Source organism: Paraburkholderia fungorum (assembly GCF_900099835.1).
GTDB lineage: Bacteria > Pseudomonadota > Gammaproteobacteria > Burkholderiales > Burkholderiaceae > Paraburkholderia > Paraburkholderia fungorum_A.
Window position 1 is genome coordinate 1,271,349 of sequence record NZ_FNKP01000003.1, and the last position, 18,886, is coordinate 1,290,234.

Consider the following 18,886-nt stretch of genomic DNA (forward strand, 5'->3'; position numbering starts at 1 on the left):
GGAAATCCTGGAGCGGAATGTCGTGCGGCTATCCGCTCCAGCTCGCCGATTTGCAGTACGGCTTCGAGCTTATTCCGCGATGTAGTGATGACGGCCTGTTAGCCGTTGGTGATGTCCTTGAGCAGGACCCGTCCGTTCATCATCGGTGTGGCAAGCGTGAGCGCATAGTCCGCGCGGATCGTGCCGATGATCGGTCGTTTCAGATTTGCCTGATGAGTGGCGTCGCTGGTCCAGCGCTCCAGTTGCACCATCGAATCGGCATGCCCCGTGTCCTCGAAGACATCGAATGAGATATTGCCGGGCGCGGCGCGAAAGGTCGGCGTCACATTGGCGATGTCAGTGCGGAACTGCTTTTCTGCGGCGCTTTTTACGCTCAGGAATACCAGCACATTACTGGTCTGATCCGCGTGGGTAATCTCTTTGGGCTGGGAGTCGTCGCCGGGGCTAACCGGTGCAATGCGCATGTGACTGATCGGACCGTCCAGATCGTCCTGCGCCGCCTTGTGCATCGCGAGCAGTGCAGGCTGCTGCATATGCACTTTATACGCGGCTTCGGTGCTCCATTGTTCTAGTACATAGAGCGTCGACGGAGTCGATAGCGATTGAAATATCGTGAACGAAATATTGCCCGGCGCATGACGCGCATCTGCCGCGTTCTGACGCAAGACAGTTTCGAACGGCTTCAGCGCAGATGATTTGACGTGCAGCGTAGAGAGATTTTCGTACGGCGGCGGGGTGTCGGCCGGTGCGGCCGATGCCGCTGATGCAGTCGTAAAAGGAATCAGAGTCAGCGGGACGATGCTCGCGACGAGTGCCAACTTCTGTCTGGCGGCGATGAACGGCTTGTAGTTGGACATGAAGATCCCTTGGTAGCGGTTGGTCCTTCATGCCGGAGGGTCAGGCGTGATCCTGATTCTTGTGTCGCGAAGAACGCCATGCGCCGACGCTCCGGCAAGTGATGCCGTAGAAGAATACGCATAGCGTTTGCGGGAAAAACTGGCGCAAAGATGAAGGATTCTTTATTTTTAGAGGGCCACAGGCCATGCTTCTTATGCGGCCGCCAGAAAGCGGCCGTCACGCGCGATAGCGGACCAGTGTCAACCGCCAACCAGATCTTTGCTCACGCTCAATCTCACAGACGATACACACGTTCCGCGTTGTCATGAAACAGCGCCTGCCGTTCAAGCACTGAGAAATCGGCGGTAATTTCCTTGAATGTATCGAATACCGCGTCATAACTGCTAAAGAGTTTATCGACCGGAAAATTACTCGCGAACATGCAGCGCTTTACACCAAACGCCTCGATCGCGTGAAGCACGAACGGACGAATACTCGATACCGTCCACTTCCAGTCGCCCATTCCCAGCCCAGAAATTTTGCAGAACACGTTTTCCGCCGATGCAAGCAGCGTCATGCCTTTTTTCCATCCGTCGATCTCTTCCGGCGAACGGTCGACCGGCATGCCGGTGTGATTGAGCACCATCGGCGTATCAGGGAACTGACGGGCGAGGGCGAGCGCTTCTTCCATCTGCGTGTAGTAAAGCTGCAGGTCAAATGACAGATCGAACTGCTTCAGCAGCGCATAGCCGCGACGCCATTGCGGATCGCTCATTAAATGAGGGCTGTCGATGAATGTCTTGACCGGATCGCGATGGAAGTTAAGGCACTGGCGGATGCCGCGCACGTTCGCATATTGGCAATGCTCTTCAATCACCGATTGAACAGTCGGCGACGCCAGATCGGCAAATGCAACGATACCGTGCGGATAGCCGTGCACATCGGCCACGCTCTGCAACCATCGCGTCTCCGCGACCGGGTCGTTGTGATCGTATTCGACCTGAAGGTGCACGGTCTTCACGACATTCTGGTGGCGAATATCAGCCAGAAAATCGTCTATCAGATAGTCCCGGCGAATCGCGGAGTAATCGCCGAATACGCGTTTCAGCATGGGGCCCTGTAGCCACGGATAGTTGCCGTGCTCAAGGTCGAATAGATGATGATGCGGGTCGATGATAGGCAGGTTGTCCACGTCGTCTCCTCATAGGCAATGCTGATGAGCCTGCGCCGCTCGTTGCTGCGCGAGCGGCGTTGCGTCTCTCCGATAAAGTTCTCAGTAGCTGCCGGCCGACGGCGGATAGACCCGTTTGACGGTTGCCTGAGCTTCGGGATGATCGATTGTCTCCTTCGTCACGAGCGGCTCCTTGAGTGCCAATTGCTGGGTCGTCGGCTTATGGTTCAACGCGTTGTACACCTGGGTGGTTGCATCGATTCCCTGTCCGACGGCCTCCTGCAGGAAAATGCCCTGAATCGTGCCGTCTCGCAACAGCTTGATCGTAGTGGGGCTGCCGTCGGCAGTGACGACCGCCACCTTGCCGACAATCCCACGCGTTTGCAGCGCTTTGGCAGCACCGGTCGCGGCTTCGTCGTACATGCCATAAATCGCCTTCACATCGGGATGCGCGGTGAGTACGTCGTTAGCCTGCTGCACCGCCTCGTTGACGGTCAGGCCGTGCGTTTCCAGTACCTGAACGAGATCGCAACCGTCGGCCTTGAACGACTCCTGCGCGCCTTTCATGTACTTCTGCGCGTTCTCGCGATCCTGTGGCAGCGAAAGCATCGCAACCTTGTTGCTGCCACGGTCCTTCGCAAGTTTGCACACGTAAGTGCCCTGTGCTTTACCCGTATCGTAATTGTTGGCGGTCACTGCCGACGTAAAGTCGGTTTCTCCCGCTTGCGGTCCGATACCGGTGAAAGCGATCGGCACCGATTTGCTCTTCAGCAGACGAAGCACAGGCGGCGTGCTGGTCGAACTGACCGGGCCCATCACGATGGCAGTGACGCCACGCGTCATCGCGGTACGCACGTTGTCCATCTGTTTGGCCGGCGAGTTCTCCGAGGTGAATTCGACGTAGTCCATGCCGAGTTCTTTTGCTCTTTGCTTGACACCGTAGGCGACCCATTGCCAGTACGAAATATCGAGCGACGGCGCAATATAGGCGACAGTCTGCTTGTCCGCAGCGACAACCGGCTGCGATGCTATTACCGGGAGAAGCACCAGTATCGAGGCCGCGAGTGCACGTTTGAGCGGACGGACGGGCGCGTTATCGAGCGTGCTTGAATTGTCCTTGAACATGATCTGTCTCCTTGACGATTGTCTGATTGACCCGCTGTTAGCGCCGGGCCTTGGTAGCGCGGTCGACCAGAACCGCAATGAGAATGACAACGCCCGTCACCGTGCCTTGCCAGAAACTGTTGACGCCGATCAGGTTCGCGCCGTTCTGAATGATCGTGATCATCAGCGCGCCGAGCATCGCGCCGACCGCTGACCCGGTGCCTCCAAACAGGCTCGCGCCACCGATCACGACTGCTGCTATTGCCTGCAACATCAGGCTGGAACCCGCGGTCGCTTCCGCATTGCTGATGTACGACACACTGACGATGCTCGCAAACGACGCCAGCAATCCGGACATCAGATAAGCGCCCAATCTGACGCGATTCACCGGAATCCCGATGACGCGCGCTGACGAACTGCTGCTGCCGATTGCGTATAGCCAACGCCCCGCGACAACTTTTCGCAAACAGAATTCGATTGCGATCAGCAGCAAAACACACCACAGCGCGTAATTAGGCAGACCCGGAATCAGCGTGCCGGAATCGAGCAGCCAGTAGTCGGGATTCGAAATAGGCAGTGAGTGGCCGTCGGTGACGATGAACGAAAGGCTGCCCGCGATTGCATAAGTGCTCAACGTTACGACGAACGGCGCGAGTCCGACGAAAGTGACCAGCGCGCCGTTGATGGCGCCGATCAGCACACCGACCGACAATCCCGCGACACTGCTCGCAATCGCACCGTAGCCGTGCGACATCGCAAGTCCCGTCACCATGCCGGTCAGCGAAAACACCGAGCCGACCGAAAGATCGATACCGCCCGTGATGATGACGAGCAGAACGCCAAAGGACATGATGACGAGCGGGGCGGCCGCCTGCGTCACGTTCGAGATGTTCCCACCGGATAGCGCGGCCGGCACGATCATGCCGACAGCGAGTTCGATCACGATGATCGCGATGGCAATCGCAATTTCAGAGCGATATGTCGACAACAATCGACGGCCTGCACCGGAACGTTGCAAACGCTGCTCCGCGATGGGATGCGTAACTGATTTCATAAGTGTCTCCTGATCGATCTTTCCTGCACGTCCGCCGGTCGATATGACGACCTGTTTCGCGACGTGCATCCGCTTAGGCCGCCATGCCGGTCGACGTAGCGAGTTGGGTTTCGTTGACGCTGGTGTGACGCAATACGTCAGTGGGTTTGCCGTCCAGATCGAATGCGAGCACCGTGTCGCACAGTTCGACAAGCTCGACGTATTCGGTAGACCACCAGATGATCGTCGTACCCTGCTGGGCCATTTTTCGGATCAACGCGTAGATTTCGCGTTTGGTTCGGATATCGACGCCGCGTGTGGGTTCTTCAAGAACGAGAAGCTTCGGGCGTAGCAGCAGCCAGCGGGCGATCAGCAGCTTTTGCTGCGTACCGCCGCTGAGCGTCGCGGGCAAATCCCATAGTGATCCCGCGCGTATTTTTAGCGCGTCGAGCAGTTGGGTGGCTTGCTCGACCTCTGCGTGTCTGACGATGCCGCGCCGGCTCACCACGCGTGCCGCAGCGACGAGGTTGTCGACGATAGGCAGCGTGGCAAGCACACCCTTGTTCGAGCGATCTCCCGATACGAAGCCGACGCCGTCGCGTGCGCCCGCGCATGGATGCGGATAGTTGATGCGTTTGCCGTCGCGCGTGATGTTCCAGGCGTCGACTGGTGCAATGCCTGTCAATGCATCGATCAGCGATGAAGGTCCCAGCGGCGCACCGGCAAGTCCAATGATCGAGCCGGCACTCACATCGACCGATATGCCGTCGCGTTCGATGCGAAGCGTGCCAGCATTTCGCTGTGATGGTTGATGGCCCGCATGATCCGCGACATTCGCGGGCTGGGCGATTTCCGTCGTGACGGCGATGTTCGCGACCGCCTCGTCGATGACGATGCTTTGTCCCATGCACTCGACAATTTCGCGGTCCGTGATCGCATCGATTGCAGCACGATCGACGGCGGTTTTGCCATCGCGAATAATCGTGCACACGTCTGCGATCTGCCGTATCTCACGCATGCGGTGCGAAACGAACAGAACAGCGAGACCGGTATCGGCAATCAGACGGCGTATCACGGCGAACAGACGTGTCGTCTCGGCGGCGGTGAGATTCGCGGTCGGCTCGTCGAGTAATAGCAGCTTTGCGCCCGACCCCAATGCGCGAGCGATCTCAACCAGTTGGCGCTCGTGCAAGGTCAGGTCGCCAACCAGACGGCCTGCGGATACCTGCGCGAATTGCGCGTCGATTAGCGACAGCGCTTCGATCGCAATGGTCATCGAAGCACGTTCGCTATAACGCGCGGTCCCGCGCCGCAGTCGCGGCATCGCAATGTTCTCGGCCACTGTCAGGTGCGGCAACAGCGCGAGTTCCTGATTGACTACCGCGAGCGAGCCGTCCGCAACATGCGAACTCGCCGACGCGCCGATGTCCTGTCCGTCGAATTCGAGCGTGCCGCCGTCGCGATCGAACTGCCCTGAAATGATCTTGATTAGCGTCGATTTTCCCGCTCCGTTTCCGCCCAGAAAAGCATGCACCTCACCGGGCGCAATCGAAATATCGAAGCCGTTCAACACGCTCGTAGGACCGAAGCGTTTGACTATTGAACGTGCGGCTAATAAATAGCGAGGTTGATCCATCTCCTGTCTCCTTGCGGCGAACTATCGGAACGAATACGGCGCGGCTCGACGCAATGCGTGAACGTTGGACCGGAAGGGGAGACAGATGGAGTGAGGACGAATCGGGTGGCCGATGATAAATCGCGCTTCCGGGAGGAAAGTCGGATAATTCATTGCTGTCTCCTGCGCGGTTGCTGCACTGCGCAACGTATGCTTATGATTGGCCGCGTCATTCGCGTATGAAAACGCGTGGTTCTGCGAGGCTTGTAGACAGAATGGCAGTACGGAACACTTGCGAACAAGGCGGTTTCATTCAACTTCGTCTGAAAAAAATTCACTATGCGCATTCCACCGGTCAAGGCCATCGTCGCGTTCGAAAGCGTGGCCCGAACGAAGAGCGTCAACCGTGCGGCCGAGGAACTCGGCCTGACCGCGTCGGCGGTGAGTCACCAGATCAGCAATCTCGAATCGATCATCGGCCAGTCGCTGTTCTATCGATCCGGCCGTGGACTCGTGCTGACGCCTACGGGCGAGCGTTATCTGTCCGACGTGACGGGCTCGCTGGCCGATCTGAGCCGCGCCACGGAGCGCGCGTCGAGCCGTTCGGACGTCGACATACTGCGGGTGCATTCGAGCCCGAGCTTCGGTCTGATGTGGCTGCTGCCGCGGCTCGCGTCGTTTCACGAATCGAATGGCGACATCCAGTTGAACCTCGCGTGTTCCTATGAAGATGTGTCGTTTACCAGCGGCTATTACGACGTCGATCTGCGTCATGGCTATGCAAACTGGAGCGACCTCGAAGTTAAAACGCTGCGCAACGAGTTCATTGCGCCGCTGGCTTCGCCAAAATATCTCGCTCAGCATCCCGTGAATTCGCCTGAAGATCTTTTGCAACACAGGCTCATCTATTCGGAAACGCCGCACGTTCAGTGGAAGCAATGGTTTGGGCGAGCCGGCGTGTCGGCGGCACACAAAACGTTTGATTTCTCGTTCGACCGCTCTTACATGTCGCTGGAGACGGCTGCCCTCGGTTTCGGCATTGCGCTCGAAAGTCTGATGCTGGCGTCGGTGAGAGTGCGTGAAGGCGTGCTCGTGCCGGTCTTCGACAACACCCATGCCGTCGAGGTTGGCGCGCATCACCTTGTTTACCCGAGGCAGCATGCAGAGTTGCCGCGAGTCGAGCGTTTCGTCGCGTGGATCGAACGCGAAATTGCACTTGAATCCCGCACTCTGCGTGAGTGAGCCCGATCATTGCGCCAGGGTTTTCCTGTACCCGGGCTCATCTGAATTTTTCTCAATGACGATTGAGCCGTAGTGCGTTGATCGCAGCCGCCCCGAGTTAGACACTCTGTCCATCAAATCAAACTCAGGAGACAGAGATGTTGCTCGACAACAAAGTGGTGATCGTAACGGGTGCTGCATCGCAGCGAGGCATCGGCAAAGCGACGGCCAGGGCGCTGGTTGCGCAGGGCGCCAAGGTCGTGATTCTCGATCTCCGCGAAGAAGAGGCAAAAAATGCCGCAGCGGATCTGGGGGACGGTCATCTCGGACTCGCGTGCGACGTGACCGACAAAGCGGCCTGCGTCGCTGCCGCGCGTGCGACGCTCGAGAAGTATGGCCGTATCGACGGACTGATCAATAACGCGGGCATTACCCAACCGGTTCGCACACTGGACATTTCCGCGGAGAACTTCGACGCCATCATGGACGTCAATCTGCGTGGCACGCTCTATATGAGCCAGGCAGTCTTGCCGGTGATGAAAGAGCAGACCAGCGGCAGCATCGTGTGCATGTCGTCCGTTTCCGCGCAACGCGGCGGCGGCATTTTCGGTGGCCCGCATTACAGCGCCGCGAAAGCAGGCGTGCTGGGTTTGGCGCGTGCGATGGCACGCGAATTTGGTCCCAACAACATTCGGGTCAACTCGATCACGCCCGGACTTATCCAGACCGACATCACCGGCGGCAAGCTGACGACCGAAATGCGGGCGGACATCATCAAGGGCATTCCGCTCAGCCGTCTCGGGGACGCCGCCGATGTCGCGAATGCGTGTCTGTTCCTCGTGAGCGACCTGTCCACGTATCTCACGGGCATCACGCTGGATGTGAATGGTGGCATGCTGATCCATTGACGCCGACGCCGGCAATAAGCCGGTTGATTCGCGTACTCAAGAAAAACTTGGGACGCTTTGCAAGGCATGGTGAAGACCATCTTGCATGAGATTGACGTTATCGCTTGAACGGTCAGTCGGATTCGCTGCATTTGCGCTGACTCCGATTCCGCACGCAAAGCGCTAACGTCGATCCACAGGAGACAGGCATGAAATCGAAGTTCACTGCTTCGCCCGTGGTGGGCGATATGACGCCGCATGTCGAGTCCGCGACTTTCGAAGCGCGGACCTACGCGAAGGTCGTGCGTCGGCTGATTCCGTTTCTCATGTTGTGCTATCTCGGCGCGTATCTCGACCGCGTGAATGTGGGGTTCGCGAAGCTGCAGATGCTGAGCGACCTGCATTTCAGCGAGACCGTGTACGGCATGGGCGCGGGCATTTTCTTCCTCGGCTATTTTCTGTTCGAAGTACCGAGTAACCTCATCCTGCATCGCGTGGGCGCACGCAGATGGCTTGCGCGAATCATGCTGACATGGGCCGTGATCTCCGCGAGTTTCATTTTCGTGAAGACCCCCACTGCGTTTTATTGCCTGCGCTTTCTGCTCGGCGTGGCGGAAGCGGGTTTCGCGCCCGGCGTCATTCTCTATCTCACCTACTGGTTTCCATCGACCCGCCGCGCCAAAGCCCTGTCGATGTTCTTCATGGCTATTCCGTTTGCGGGAATTATCGGCGGCCCGCTTTCTGGCTGGATCATGCACTCGCTGGCAGGCGTGATGTCGATGCAAGGGTGGAAGTGGTTGTTCGTGCTCGAAGCCGTACCTTCGCTCGTGCTCGGCATCGCGATCCTGCTCTATCTCGACGACGGCATCGCCAAAGCGAAGTGGCTGAGCGAGTCCGAAAAGGCACTGCTTGCACGCAACGTCGTGGCCGACGCGAAGCATACGGTCGCGCATATTTCGATCCGCGCGTTTATCGGTGATCGCCGCTTGTGGTTGATGGCCGGGATCTACTTCTGCGTCGTGCTCGGACAATACGGCCTGACGTTCTGGCTACCCACCATCATTCGCAAATCCGGTGTGGCGGATCCGTTGTGGGTCGGTATTTTCACGGCAATTCCATACCTGTGCGCAATCGTCGTGCTGCCGCTGATCGGCATGAGCGCGGATCGCCAACGCGAACGCCGCTGGCATCTCGCTGTGCCGATGCTGATCGCGGCAGGCGGCTTCGCGACCTTGCCTTTGCTCGGCAGCGTCAGCGCGTCGATCATCTGCCTGAGCATTGCGTCTGCGGGAATTCTCGCGTCGTCGTCGCAATTCTGGTCGCTGCCTACCGCGGTGCTTGGCGGCATGTCGGCGGCGGCGGGCATCGCTGCGGTCAACTGCTTCGCCAATCTGGCCGGATTCTTCTCGCCGGCGATTGTCGGCTGGCTGAACGACCTCACCGGCAAGTCGACTGCCGGACTCATCTTTATCTCGACCGCCGTGACGATCGGCGCATTGCTCGTCTTCCTCGTGCCCGCGAAAGTGGTCAACCGCTGAGCACGCTGCACTTTTCTCAATGAACACTGGAGCCATGATGGACACCGACACCATTGATGCGACCACCGCGCTCGCCAACTCCGCCTACCGGATCCGCCGCTTCGCGCTGCGGATGGGCGAAGTCCAGGGGCAGGGTTATATCGGCCAGGCGCTCGGCTACGCGGACATTCTCGCCGCCGCGTATTGCCACGCGCTGACCTTCCGCGCCGATGAACCCGAGTGGGAAGGGCGCGACCGCTTTCTGCTGTCGCACGGCCACTACGCGATTGCGTTTTACGCTGCGTTGCTGGAAGCGAAGATCATCCCCGAAGACGAGTTGGAAACCTACGGATCGGACGACAGCCGCCTGCCCATGTCGGGCATGGCCGCCTACACGCCGGGTATGGAAATCTCGGGCGGCTCGCTGGGGCAAGGCCTGACGATCGCGGTTGGCATGGCGCTCGGCTTGCGTCTGAAGAACAATCCGGCGTTCGTCTACAACTCGATGTCCGATGGCGAACTGGATGAAGGCGCAACGTGGGAGGCCGCGATGTCGGCCGCTCACCACAAGCTCGGCAACCTGATCGCGATTGTCGACGTCAATCGCCAGCAGGCCGACGGCGTATCGCACGAGATTCTCGGTTTCGAGCCGCTCGCCGACAAGTGGGCGTCGTTCGGCTGGCACGTCGAACGCGTGGACGGCAACGATCTGGCTGCTGTGGTTCAGGCGTTCGATCGCTGCCGCAATCTCGCCGATGCGAAGCCGCGCGTGATTCTCGCCGACACGCTGATGGGCAAGGGTGTGCCGTTTCTCGAAACGCGCGAGAAAAACCACTTTATCCGCGTCGAGCAGGACGAGTGGCAACACGCCATCGACGTGCTCGACCAACTGCATGCGAAAGGAGCCGGAGCATGAGCAACGTCATCGACAAACCTGCGGAAAACAAGCCTCGCCTGACGACCTCGGCGATGATCGCGTCGATTGCCAGCGAAGGCCAGCGCACTCAACCTGCGCCGTTCGGTCACGCACTCGCAGCCGAAGCGCGCAAGCGTCAGAACATCGTCGGCATGACTGCCGATCTGTCGAAATACACGGACCTGCACGTCTTTTCGCAGGAACATCCGCAGCGGTTCTTCCAGATGGGAATGGCCGAGCAACTGTTGATGGGCGCAGCGGGCGGCATGGCGAAGGAAGGCTTTATCCCGTTCGCCACGACCTACGCCGTGTTCGCGACGCGTCGTGCTTATGACTTCATCCACCAGGTGATCGCCGAAGAAAACCTCAACGTGAAGATTTGCGCCGCGCTGCCGGGCTTGACGACGGGCTACGGTCCGAGCCACCAGGCGACCGAAGACATCGCGATGATGCGCGGCATCCCCGGGCTCACGATTGTCGATCCGTGCGATGCGCTCGACACCGAGCAGGCAGTGAGTGCAATTGCCGCGCACAATGGGCCGGTTTATATGCGGCTATTGCGCGGCAAGGTGCCAGTGGTGCTTGACGAATACGACTACACGTTCGAACTCGGCAAGGCGAAGCTGCTGCGCGACGGCCGCGACGTGCTGATTGTGTCGACCGGCCTCATGACGATGCGCGCGCTCGAAGCCGCCAAGCTGCTCGACGACGGCTCGGCGAGCGTGGCCGTGCTGCACGTACCCACCATCAAGCCGCTCGACGAAGCGACGATTATCGAGCAATGCGCGAGGCCGGGCCGGCTCGTGATCGTCGCGGAGAACCATAGCGTGGTCGGCGGCCTCGGCGAAGCCGTGGCGAGCACGCTGATGCGCGCGCGGGTTTCGCCCGAGTTCCGCCAGGTCGCGTTGCCGGATCAGTTCCTCGATGCCGGTGCGTTGCCGACGCTGCACGACCGCTATGGCATCTCGAGTTCGGTGATGGCAGCGCAAATCAGGACGTGGCTCGGCTGACCCATTCAGGAGACGCAACGCAAACAGTACCGGCAAAGAAAAACCGCCCGCATCTCACGATGCGGGCGGTTTTCGCTGAACGTCGCGCCTGACGGGTCAGGCCGCCCGATCAGAAAATATTGCGCAGACCGATGGCAACACCCGTCTGATTGTTGCGACCCGGGTAGTCCGCCACGAACGCGCCGCTGCCGCGGGTGAAGTCGACCGTGCCGTACACTTCGGTCCGCTTCGACAGCGAGTACTCGGCGAGGATCGTAGCCGAATAGTTGACACCGGTGCCGAGCGTGCCGTCGACGTTCGCTGCGTTACGCGCGTGATCGTAGTAGCCGGCCAGCGTCAGAGCCAGCGGCGAGGTGACCTGCCACGTCGAGCCGACGTAGAAGCTGTCGTCGATCCGGTTCGGGCTCACGTGGGCCAGCGCGGGAGCGCCGGACTGCTGCATGTCGACGTCGGTCAAGCCCGTGTTGTCCTGTGCGTGCAGCCAGCCGCCCAGCAGCTTCAGCGACGGCGTCACCGCGTAGACCGCGCCGATGTTGAACAGGTTGAACTTCTTGCCCGACACGTCGTTCTGCTGGAATCCGACGACCGCCGACAGATTGCCCAGATCGTACGACGCGGTGAAGCCGTACATGCTGTTCTCGCCGGTGCTGCCCGCCACGCCGCCGAATCCATACATGCCGCTCAGATGCAGGCCGCCGAACTGATTGGTGTACTTCACCGAGCTGTTGGTGAACAGGAACGGGCCGATGCCGTTATAGATCCAGCTGTCCTGCCAGAAGTCGCCGACCGTCATCGGGTCGTAGGTGTTGCCCATGGCCTCGAAGAACGGCGTTTGCTGACGGCCCAAGGTCAACGTTCCGTATTGCTGGTTCGACAGACCGACGTAAGCATTACGTTGGAACAGTTGATTGTTGCTGTTGTCGAGCTTGCCCGACCACAACTGGAACTGATTTTCGAGCTTGAAGATCGCCGACGTACCGCCGCCCAGATCTTCAGAGCCTTTCAAGCCGAAACGGCTCGGCGTTTCGACGCCTTCACCCATTGCAACCTGAGCGTCGTTATTGGCGTTTGCGTTGGTCAGGTAACGCACGCTGGTATCGACCAGACCGTACAGCGTGACCGAGCTTTGTGCGAACGCGGATTGGGTGGCAAGGGCGAGCAGAGCGGCGCCGATTGCCGCAGTCGTTTTTTTCATGGCAGTAGCGATATTTTTTATAGAAGCCGTCGGTGAGAAATGCTCCCCGTCGCGGCGGTAACTAAAGGTGATGCGCCGAGTCAGGTCCGCGCAATGGTGCGAATGATATTTCCAGAAACAAAAGCGCAGTAATAAATTGGGCTAGGCGTCGTCTGATCGCAACAGGTATTGACTAATCGGATGCGGGGTAGAAGCGGGGGGGCGGCGCGGCTGCTGTGCCTGCGTACGAATAGAAGAGCGCGCGACCCGTTCGACTGGTTTGAAAGGAGCGGACCGTGGTCGTAGGAGATCAATTGCGTAGCGGGATGGACATAGCGATTGATAGTCTTACGCTTGAGAAAGGCAATCCTTTCTCTTTGCCGCTTCATGGCGAGAGTTGAAAGCAGGTTGTAGTTTCGATGTGCACTACTCGTCGTAGTACGCCGGTCGCGCTCGAATACCCGCTGGGCTGGATCACGCTAATGCTCGATGAAATCGGCGGCGATCCACTTCTTAAAACAGGCAACTGTGACGACTAAAGATGAAACGGCCGCCAGGAGGCGGCCGTCATTCGCGACTCTCGATCAGGCATCAATCGTTTGCCGGTTTATATTCGCGTGAGATCAGGCAGCCGAGCGCAAAGTTCTGGCCGCAGCGACCATATTGGTCAGCGCCGGAATCACTTCAGCCCACGCACGCGTCTTCAAACCGCAATCCGGATTCACCCACAGACGCTCCGCCGGAATCCGCTCAGCTGCCTTCTTCATCAATTGAACGATGTGTTCCTCACTCGGGATATTCGGCGAATGAATGTCGTACACGCCAGGGCCGATCTCGTTCGGATAGTTGAAGTTGTCGAATGCGTCGAGTAGTTCCATGTCCGAACGCGATGTTTCGATCGTGATCACGTCCGCGTCCATATCGGCGATGGACGCGATGATGTCGTTGAACTCCGAATAGCACATGTGAGTGTGAATCTGCGTCTCGTCCTGCACGCCGTTTGCGGTGATACGGAACGATTCGACCGCCCATCGCAGGTACTCATTCCATCGCGTGCGGCGCAGCGGGAGTCCTTCACGCAGTGCGGCTTCGTCGATCTGAATCACGCGTACACCGGCCTTTTCCAGATCGAGTACTTCTTCGCGGATTGCCAGCGCGAGCTGGTAGCACGACACCGAACGCGGCTGGTCATCGCGCACGAACGACCAGTTCAGGATCGTGACAGGGCCGGTCAACATGCCCTTCATCGGCTTGACGGTTTGCGATTGCGCGTACCGGGTCCATTCGACGGTCATCGCTTTCGGGCGGCTGATATCACCGAACAGAATCGGCGGCTTCACGCAGCGCGAGCCATACGACTGGACCCAGCCGAACTGGCTGAACGCATAGCCGTCGAGTTGCTCGCCGAAGTATTCGACCATGTCGTTGCGTTCCGCTTCGCCATGCACGAGCACGTCCAGACCGAGCGCTTCCTGCTCTTGCACCGCGCGTTTGATCTCGCGTTCCATCGCTGTTCGATAGCTGGACTGATCGAGTTCGCCCGCCTTGAACTGGCTGCGCGCGTGGCGGATTTCGCTGGTCTGCGGGAACGAGCCGATTGTCGTAGTCGGGAACGCGGGCAGCTTGAGAAGCGCTGCCTGTTTTTCTGCACGCTGCGTGTACGCGCTGACGCGTTTGCCGAGTGCTGCGTCGATCCGCGCAATCGCTGCTTTGACGGCCGGGTTGTGCACACGCGGTGACGCGCGGCGGCTCGCAATCGCCGCCGCGTTCGCTTCAAGCGCGGCGGCGACAGAGGCACGGCCATTGTTCAGCGCACCGGCGAGCGTCTTCAGTTCGTCGAGCTTTTGCAGCGCGAATGCCAGCCACGATCTGATTTCAGCATCGAGCTTCTGTTCGCTATTCAGATCGACGGGCGTATGCAGCAACGAGCACGACGGCGCGATCCACAGTCGGTTGCCAAGCGACCCATGTAGCGGCTCGAGCCATTCCAGCGCGGCCGTCAGATCGGTCTTCCAGATGTTCCGGCCATTGATGACACCAACCGACACCACCGACAGATCAGGCAGATGCGCGACGACCCTGGCGACTTCATCGCGCGCATTGATCGCGTCGATATGAATGCCGTCAACAAGCAGTTTGCATGCGAGTTCGAGATTGTCCTGAAGCGGGCCGAAGTATGTTGCCAGCAGCAGTTTGATGCGGCGCGTCGACAGCGCCTCATAGGCCGTGGCGAAAGCCTGGCGCCATGCCGGGTCGAGTTCGGTGACGAGCGCCGGTTCGTCGATCTGCACCCACTCGATACCCTGCGCGGTGAAATAGTCGAGCAATGCCGCATACACGGGCAACAGGCGCGGCAGCAGATCGAGCTTGTCGGAGCCGTCTTTCGACTTGCCGAGCCACAGATACGTCACCGGTCCGATGATCACGGGCTTCGCGTTGACACCGTTCTCACGAGCTTGCGAAAGTTGTTGCAGCAGGCGCGACGGGTCGAGCGAGAATTGCGTTTTCGCGTCGAACTCAGGGACGATGTAGTGGTAGTTCGTGTCGAACCACTTCGTCATTTCACCGGCTGCCACGCCGCCGCAGCAGGCGTCGTGATCGTCTGTGCCGTGAGCCGAACGGCCGCGCGCCACGCGGAAGTAGTTATCCAGCGTATCGCCGTGAAAATCGCGCACGCGCTCTGGCAGATTGCCGAGCGTGAAGCTCATGTCCAACACTTGGTCATAGAACGCAAAGTCGCCGACAGGGGCGAAGTCGAGCGCTGCCTGGTCGTTCCAGTGACGCTCGCGAAGCTGCGCGCCGACGGCTTTCAACTCGTCACGCGACGACTCGCCCTTCCAGTATTTCTCGAGTGCAAACTTCAGTTCGCGTTTAGCGCCGATGCGCGGAAAACCCAGATTATGTGTGGTGACCATTTTTTGTGCGCCGTCCAAAGAAAACAAACTGGAGGCGATGATAGAATTTTACGTGCATGAATAAAAATGGATTTATTTCATGCATCGATCAATTATGTTCATGTGAGACCGTGATGCTGGAGCGTAGTCATCTGATGGTTATCAGAGAGGTGGAGCGGCAGGGCTCGCTCACCGCCGCCGCCGACAAGCTGCACCTGACGCAATCGGCGTTGAGTCATACCGTGAAGAAGCTGGAGCAGCAGTTGGGCACGGCTGTGTGGGCGCGTGAGGGACGCTCGCTCAGACTCACGCAGGCCGGACAGTATCTGCTTGGCCTCGCGAACCGGATGTTGCCGCAATTCGAACTGGCGGAAGAGCGTATGAAGCAGTACGCGCAAGGTGAGCGGGGCACGCTGCGAATCGGCATGGAGTGTCACCCGTGCTATCAATGGCTGCTCAAGGTCGTGTCGCCCTATCTTGCCAACTGGCCTGATGTCGATGTCGACGTGAAGCAGCGGTTCCAGTTCGGCGGCATTGGCGCGTTGTTCGGCTATGACATCGACGTGCTCGTCACGCCTGATCCGTTGAAAAAGGCAGGGCTGACATTTCAGCCGGTGTTCGATTATGAGCAGGTGCTGGTTGTCGCCGACGCGCACCCGCTTGCGGGCGAACCCTACATCACGCCCGATCAGCTTGCTTCGGAGGTGCTGATTACGTATCCCGTCGAAACCGATCGGCTCGACGTCTACACGCAGTTTCTGATGCCCGCCAACGTTGTACCGAGGCGCCACAAGGTGATCGAAACCACCGACATCATGTTGCAAATGGTCGCGAGCGGGCGCGGCGTGGCGGCACTGCCGCGCTGGCTGGCAGAGGAATACGCGGGATGGATGCCGCTTACGCCGTTGCGGCTCGGCAAGAAGGGCATCGCCAAACAGATCTTCCTTGGAACACGCGAGTCGGACGACTCGATCGACTACCTCCAGGCATTTGTCGCGTCGGCGCGCAAAGCGGATTGGGCGGAACCGAGGTTTCGCGCTTAAGGACGTCTCGACGCTACGTGCGGAGTTCATCAGTGCGGATGCACTGTCCACGCAACGAGCCGGGCGACTATCGGACGCACGATCAGCACGCAGACAAACGCCGCAGGCATTGCCACACGATACGCATTCGTCACATTTTCCATGTAATGCACATCGATACCGAATTCCGCGACGGTGATCACGAGACACATGAGAAACGCCATAATAGTCGCCATGTAAAGCGCGAAGACATAGGGCGTGGCCGCCGTTGGAAAGCGAATACGGCGACCGTATGTCGTTTTTGATGGCATGGATCGAACCTCGTTAGTGCTGGCTGGTTAAGAGAGGGCCAGCGTAGCAAGCCGGCAAACAAGTCGGTAGCGCTCTGATGCTTGATTCATTCTTAAGTAAAATTTACGAAATGGACGACAGAAGCAACGAGGGGCAATGGACATTCTGGGCTTGATCAACGGCTTCATTCGTGTCGTGGAGACCGGCAGCATTGCAGCGGCTGCACGCGCGCAGGGTGTGAGCGCGGCCGCCGTCAGTCAGGGCATAGCGCGGCTCGAAACGCACGTGGGCGTGCGTCTGCTTTCGCGAACCACACGCAGCATGGCGCTCACCGAAAGCGGCGCACGGTACTACGCGAAGGTGCGCCATATCCCGGGCGATATCGATCTCGCGTCGCAGGCGGCAACTCTGGAAGCGTCGCCGAAGGGGCGGTTGTGCGTGGCCACGACAGCGGCGTTCGGCCGCCACGTTCTTGCGCCGCTGATGCCGGCATTCAAGGCTGCTTATCCGCGCATAGACATTGAACTCATCGGCACCGACCGGCCCGTCGATCATCGGCTTGAGGGCGTCGATGTAAGCATTCGTATATTCGCGCAACTCGATGATCGACTGGTCGCGCGGCGAATTGCGTCGCGCCCGTTTGTGTTCTGCGCGTCGCCCGCGTATCTCGAACGCGCGGGCGTGCCGCGCTCTCCTGAGGATCTGAAAGACCACGCGTGCGTGGTGTTTCGATATCCGACCGATGGTCGTTTTCTGCCGTGGGGATTCGTGCGGAACGGCCTGCGCTTCGACGCGCAAGTGAATCCGGCCTTCGTTTGTGACGACATCGACATGCTCGCGCAGATCGCGGCGAACGGCGGCGGTATCGCACGGCTCGCGAGTTTCGTCGCGCAACCGCTGATCGACAGCGGACGATTGGTGCCGTTGTTCAGACAGGATGGACGCAATAAGGCTTATGCCGAACCTGAGCCGATGGACCTCTACGCATGCGTCGCCGAGCGGTCGGCGTTGAATGCGCGCGTGCGCGCGTTTATTGGCTTTATCGAGCAGGCGTTGGAAAGTCAGGCGAGCGCCCGGCCCGGGGCGGTGATGAGTTTGACGATCTGATTAGCGGCCGTTTTTTGGTGTTTTGAAGTGGCAGAGCCTTGCACTCAAAACATGGCCTGCCTTATTTCAACGGAAGCGAAAATATTTCGTTCGTATTCTCGATACAACGAATGAAAAATTCAGCAGGCCGCGTCAATATCGCGCCTTCCCGCAGCATCAATTGCAACTTCACGTGCTTTGAAATATCGATAAAGTCGAGTTGATGAAACTGTCCCGTCGTATTGACGAGTTCGAGGGTGTGCGAGGTCCACAACATGACCGTATCGATTGAAATTGCGAGGCTGTAAAGCAGCGATTGCGATGTGCACCGCGTAATACGGCGTGGCACGGGCAAGCCGTGCTCGCTGAACAGCGTATCGATGAAGTGCGGATACGCGTTGGTCGTGTCGGAGTGAATCCATTCGGCGTCGCAAAGGTCGGCGAGCGACGTTGCGCTGGCGAGCTTGCCGTTCTTGCGCACGGCGAACGCGATTGGAATCGTCAGCATCTCGGTCGTCTCGATCGACGCGTCCGACACGCCCTCGTACGACGCCGCCAGCGCGAAATCGAGCGATCCCTGGCGCAAACCCTCCACCAGCCGCGATGCCGATTGCTCGAGGAACTCCACGTTGACCTCCGGCATATGCTGCCGGAACCGCGCATAGGCGTGCGGCAAAAGCGTCAGCGCGGCGAGCGGCGACACGCCGACCGTCACCTTGCCTTCCAGCGCGCCTCGCTCCGTCGCCATCTGCTGCTCGGCGCGCTCCAGCTCGCCGACGATCAGGCGAGCGCGTTGCAACAGCGATTCGCCACTCGGCGTCAGCGTGACGCCGCTCACGCTGCGTCCGAGAAGCGTAATGCCGAGATCGGTTTCCAGTTCGCGAATCGCCTTGGTCACGGCAGGCTGACTGACGAAGAGCGCGCGCGATGCGCCGATCACGCTGCCATGGTCGGCGACCGCTACAAGAGCACGGAGTTGATGGAGCCTGATCGCCACTATTACCCTAGGGAAAATACTATAACTAACGGTTATTGGTATAAAACTTTATCATGTTTTTATTCACCGCCGACCTCGTAGACTCGCTCCACAACACGCGCTGGCATCAAT

At 59.2% G+C, this 18,886-nt stretch carries 16 protein-coding genes; 7 read left to right on the top strand and 9 right to left on the bottom strand.

Annotated features, from left to right (window positions below; all coding sequences use genetic code 11):
- Window positions 1-98: 98 nt before the first annotated feature.
- From BLS41_RS34850 to BLS41_RS34870, 5 genes are all read right to left on the bottom strand, one after another.
- Entirely contained in the window at window positions 99-857 is a 759-nt protein-coding gene (locus tag BLS41_RS34850) for a putative quinol monooxygenase (RefSeq protein WP_074772660.1), read from the bottom strand.
- A gap of 275 nt (window positions 858-1,132) precedes the next feature.
- Window positions 1,133-2,029 carry an amidohydrolase family protein gene (locus BLS41_RS34855; protein WP_074772663.1) on the bottom strand — a complete coding sequence of 299 codons (897 nt, stop codon included), beginning with the start codon at window positions 2,027-2,029 and terminating at the stop codon, window positions 1,133-1,135.
- Between the two features lie 81 nt (window positions 2,030-2,110).
- Window positions 2,111-3,133, bottom strand: a complete 1,023-nt coding sequence (locus tag BLS41_RS34860) for a substrate-binding domain-containing protein (RefSeq protein ID WP_074772666.1) — start codon at window positions 3,131-3,133, stop codon at window positions 2,111-2,113.
- Window positions 3,134-3,170: 37 nt separating this feature from the next.
- Window positions 3,171-4,166, bottom strand: coding sequence for an ABC transporter permease (locus BLS41_RS34865; RefSeq protein WP_074773514.1), 996 nt, complete (start codon window positions 4,164-4,166; stop codon window positions 3,171-3,173).
- 73 nt (window positions 4,167-4,239) lie between these two features.
- Window positions 4,240-5,781, bottom strand: a complete 1,542-nt coding sequence (locus BLS41_RS34870) for an ATP-binding cassette domain-containing protein (protein WP_074772669.1) — start codon at window positions 5,779-5,781, stop codon at window positions 4,240-4,242.
- Window positions 5,782-6,099: 318 nt separating this feature from the next.
- On the opposite strand from BLS41_RS34870, the gene BLS41_RS34875 reads away from it, so the two are divergent.
- The 5 genes from BLS41_RS34875 to BLS41_RS34895 all read left to right on the top strand — a co-directional run bounded on the left by BLS41_RS34875 (window position 6,100) and on the right by BLS41_RS34895 (window position 11,311).
- Complete coding sequence (locus tag BLS41_RS34875) at window positions 6,100-7,002, top strand: LysR substrate-binding domain-containing protein (RefSeq protein ID WP_074772672.1); 903 nt, start codon at window positions 6,100-6,102, stop codon at window positions 7,000-7,002.
- Between the two features lie 137 nt (window positions 7,003-7,139).
- A complete protein-coding gene (locus tag BLS41_RS34880) occupies window positions 7,140-7,889 on the top strand; it encodes an SDR family NAD(P)-dependent oxidoreductase (protein WP_074772675.1) in 750 nt (249 codons plus the stop codon).
- A gap of 188 nt (window positions 7,890-8,077) precedes the next feature.
- The gene (locus tag BLS41_RS34885) at window positions 8,078-9,406 is read left to right on the top strand and encodes an MFS transporter (RefSeq protein ID WP_074772678.1); all 1,329 of its coding nucleotides are present in this window, start codon (window positions 8,078-8,080) and stop codon (window positions 9,404-9,406) included.
- A gap of 37 nt (window positions 9,407-9,443) precedes the next feature.
- Window positions 9,444-10,301, top strand: coding sequence for a transketolase (locus BLS41_RS34890; protein WP_074772681.1), 858 nt, complete (start codon window positions 9,444-9,446; stop codon window positions 10,299-10,301).
- A complete protein-coding gene (locus BLS41_RS34895) occupies window positions 10,298-11,311 on the top strand; it encodes a transketolase family protein (RefSeq protein WP_074772684.1) in 1,014 nt (337 codons plus the stop codon). The genes BLS41_RS34890 and BLS41_RS34895 overlap by 4 nt, the downstream gene beginning before the upstream one ends.
- A 109-nt stretch (window positions 11,312-11,420) precedes the next feature.
- Here BLS41_RS34895 and BLS41_RS34900 read toward each other — a convergent pair whose 3' ends face one another.
- Both BLS41_RS34900 and metE read right to left on the bottom strand, forming a co-directional pair.
- Window positions 11,421-12,506 carry a porin gene (locus BLS41_RS34900; RefSeq protein ID WP_074772687.1) on the bottom strand — a complete coding sequence of 362 codons (1,086 nt, stop codon included), beginning with the start codon at window positions 12,504-12,506 and terminating at the stop codon, window positions 11,421-11,423.
- Between the two features lie 602 nt (window positions 12,507-13,108).
- On the bottom strand, window positions 13,109-15,400 hold the full coding sequence (gene metE, locus BLS41_RS34905) for a 5-methyltetrahydropteroyltriglutamate--homocysteine S-methyltransferase (protein WP_074772689.1): 2,292 nt from the start codon (window positions 15,398-15,400) through the stop codon (window positions 13,109-13,111).
- Between the two features lie 113 nt (window positions 15,401-15,513).
- Here metE and BLS41_RS34910 point away from each other — a divergent pair, with 113 nt between their 5' ends.
- Complete coding sequence (locus BLS41_RS34910; RefSeq protein ID WP_074772692.1) at window positions 15,514-16,422, top strand: LysR family transcriptional regulator; 909 nt, start codon at window positions 15,514-15,516, stop codon at window positions 16,420-16,422.
- A 29-nt stretch (window positions 16,423-16,451) separates the two neighbouring features.
- On the opposite strand, the gene BLS41_RS34915 is transcribed toward BLS41_RS34910, so the two are convergent.
- Entirely contained in the window at window positions 16,452-16,712 is a 261-nt protein-coding gene (locus BLS41_RS34915; RefSeq protein WP_074772696.1) for a DUF2798 domain-containing protein, read from the bottom strand.
- A gap of 136 nt (window positions 16,713-16,848) precedes the next feature.
- Here BLS41_RS34915 and BLS41_RS34920 point away from each other — a divergent pair, with 136 nt between their 5' ends.
- Window positions 16,849-17,799, top strand: coding sequence for a LysR family transcriptional regulator (locus BLS41_RS34920; protein WP_074772699.1), 951 nt, complete (start codon window positions 16,849-16,851; stop codon window positions 17,797-17,799).
- Between the two features lie 61 nt (window positions 17,800-17,860).
- Here BLS41_RS34920 and BLS41_RS34925 read toward each other — a convergent pair whose 3' ends face one another.
- Window positions 17,861-18,775, bottom strand: coding sequence for a LysR family transcriptional regulator (locus tag BLS41_RS34925; protein WP_083380240.1), 915 nt, complete (start codon window positions 18,773-18,775; stop codon window positions 17,861-17,863).
- Between the last annotated feature and the right edge of the window lie 111 nt (window positions 18,776-18,886).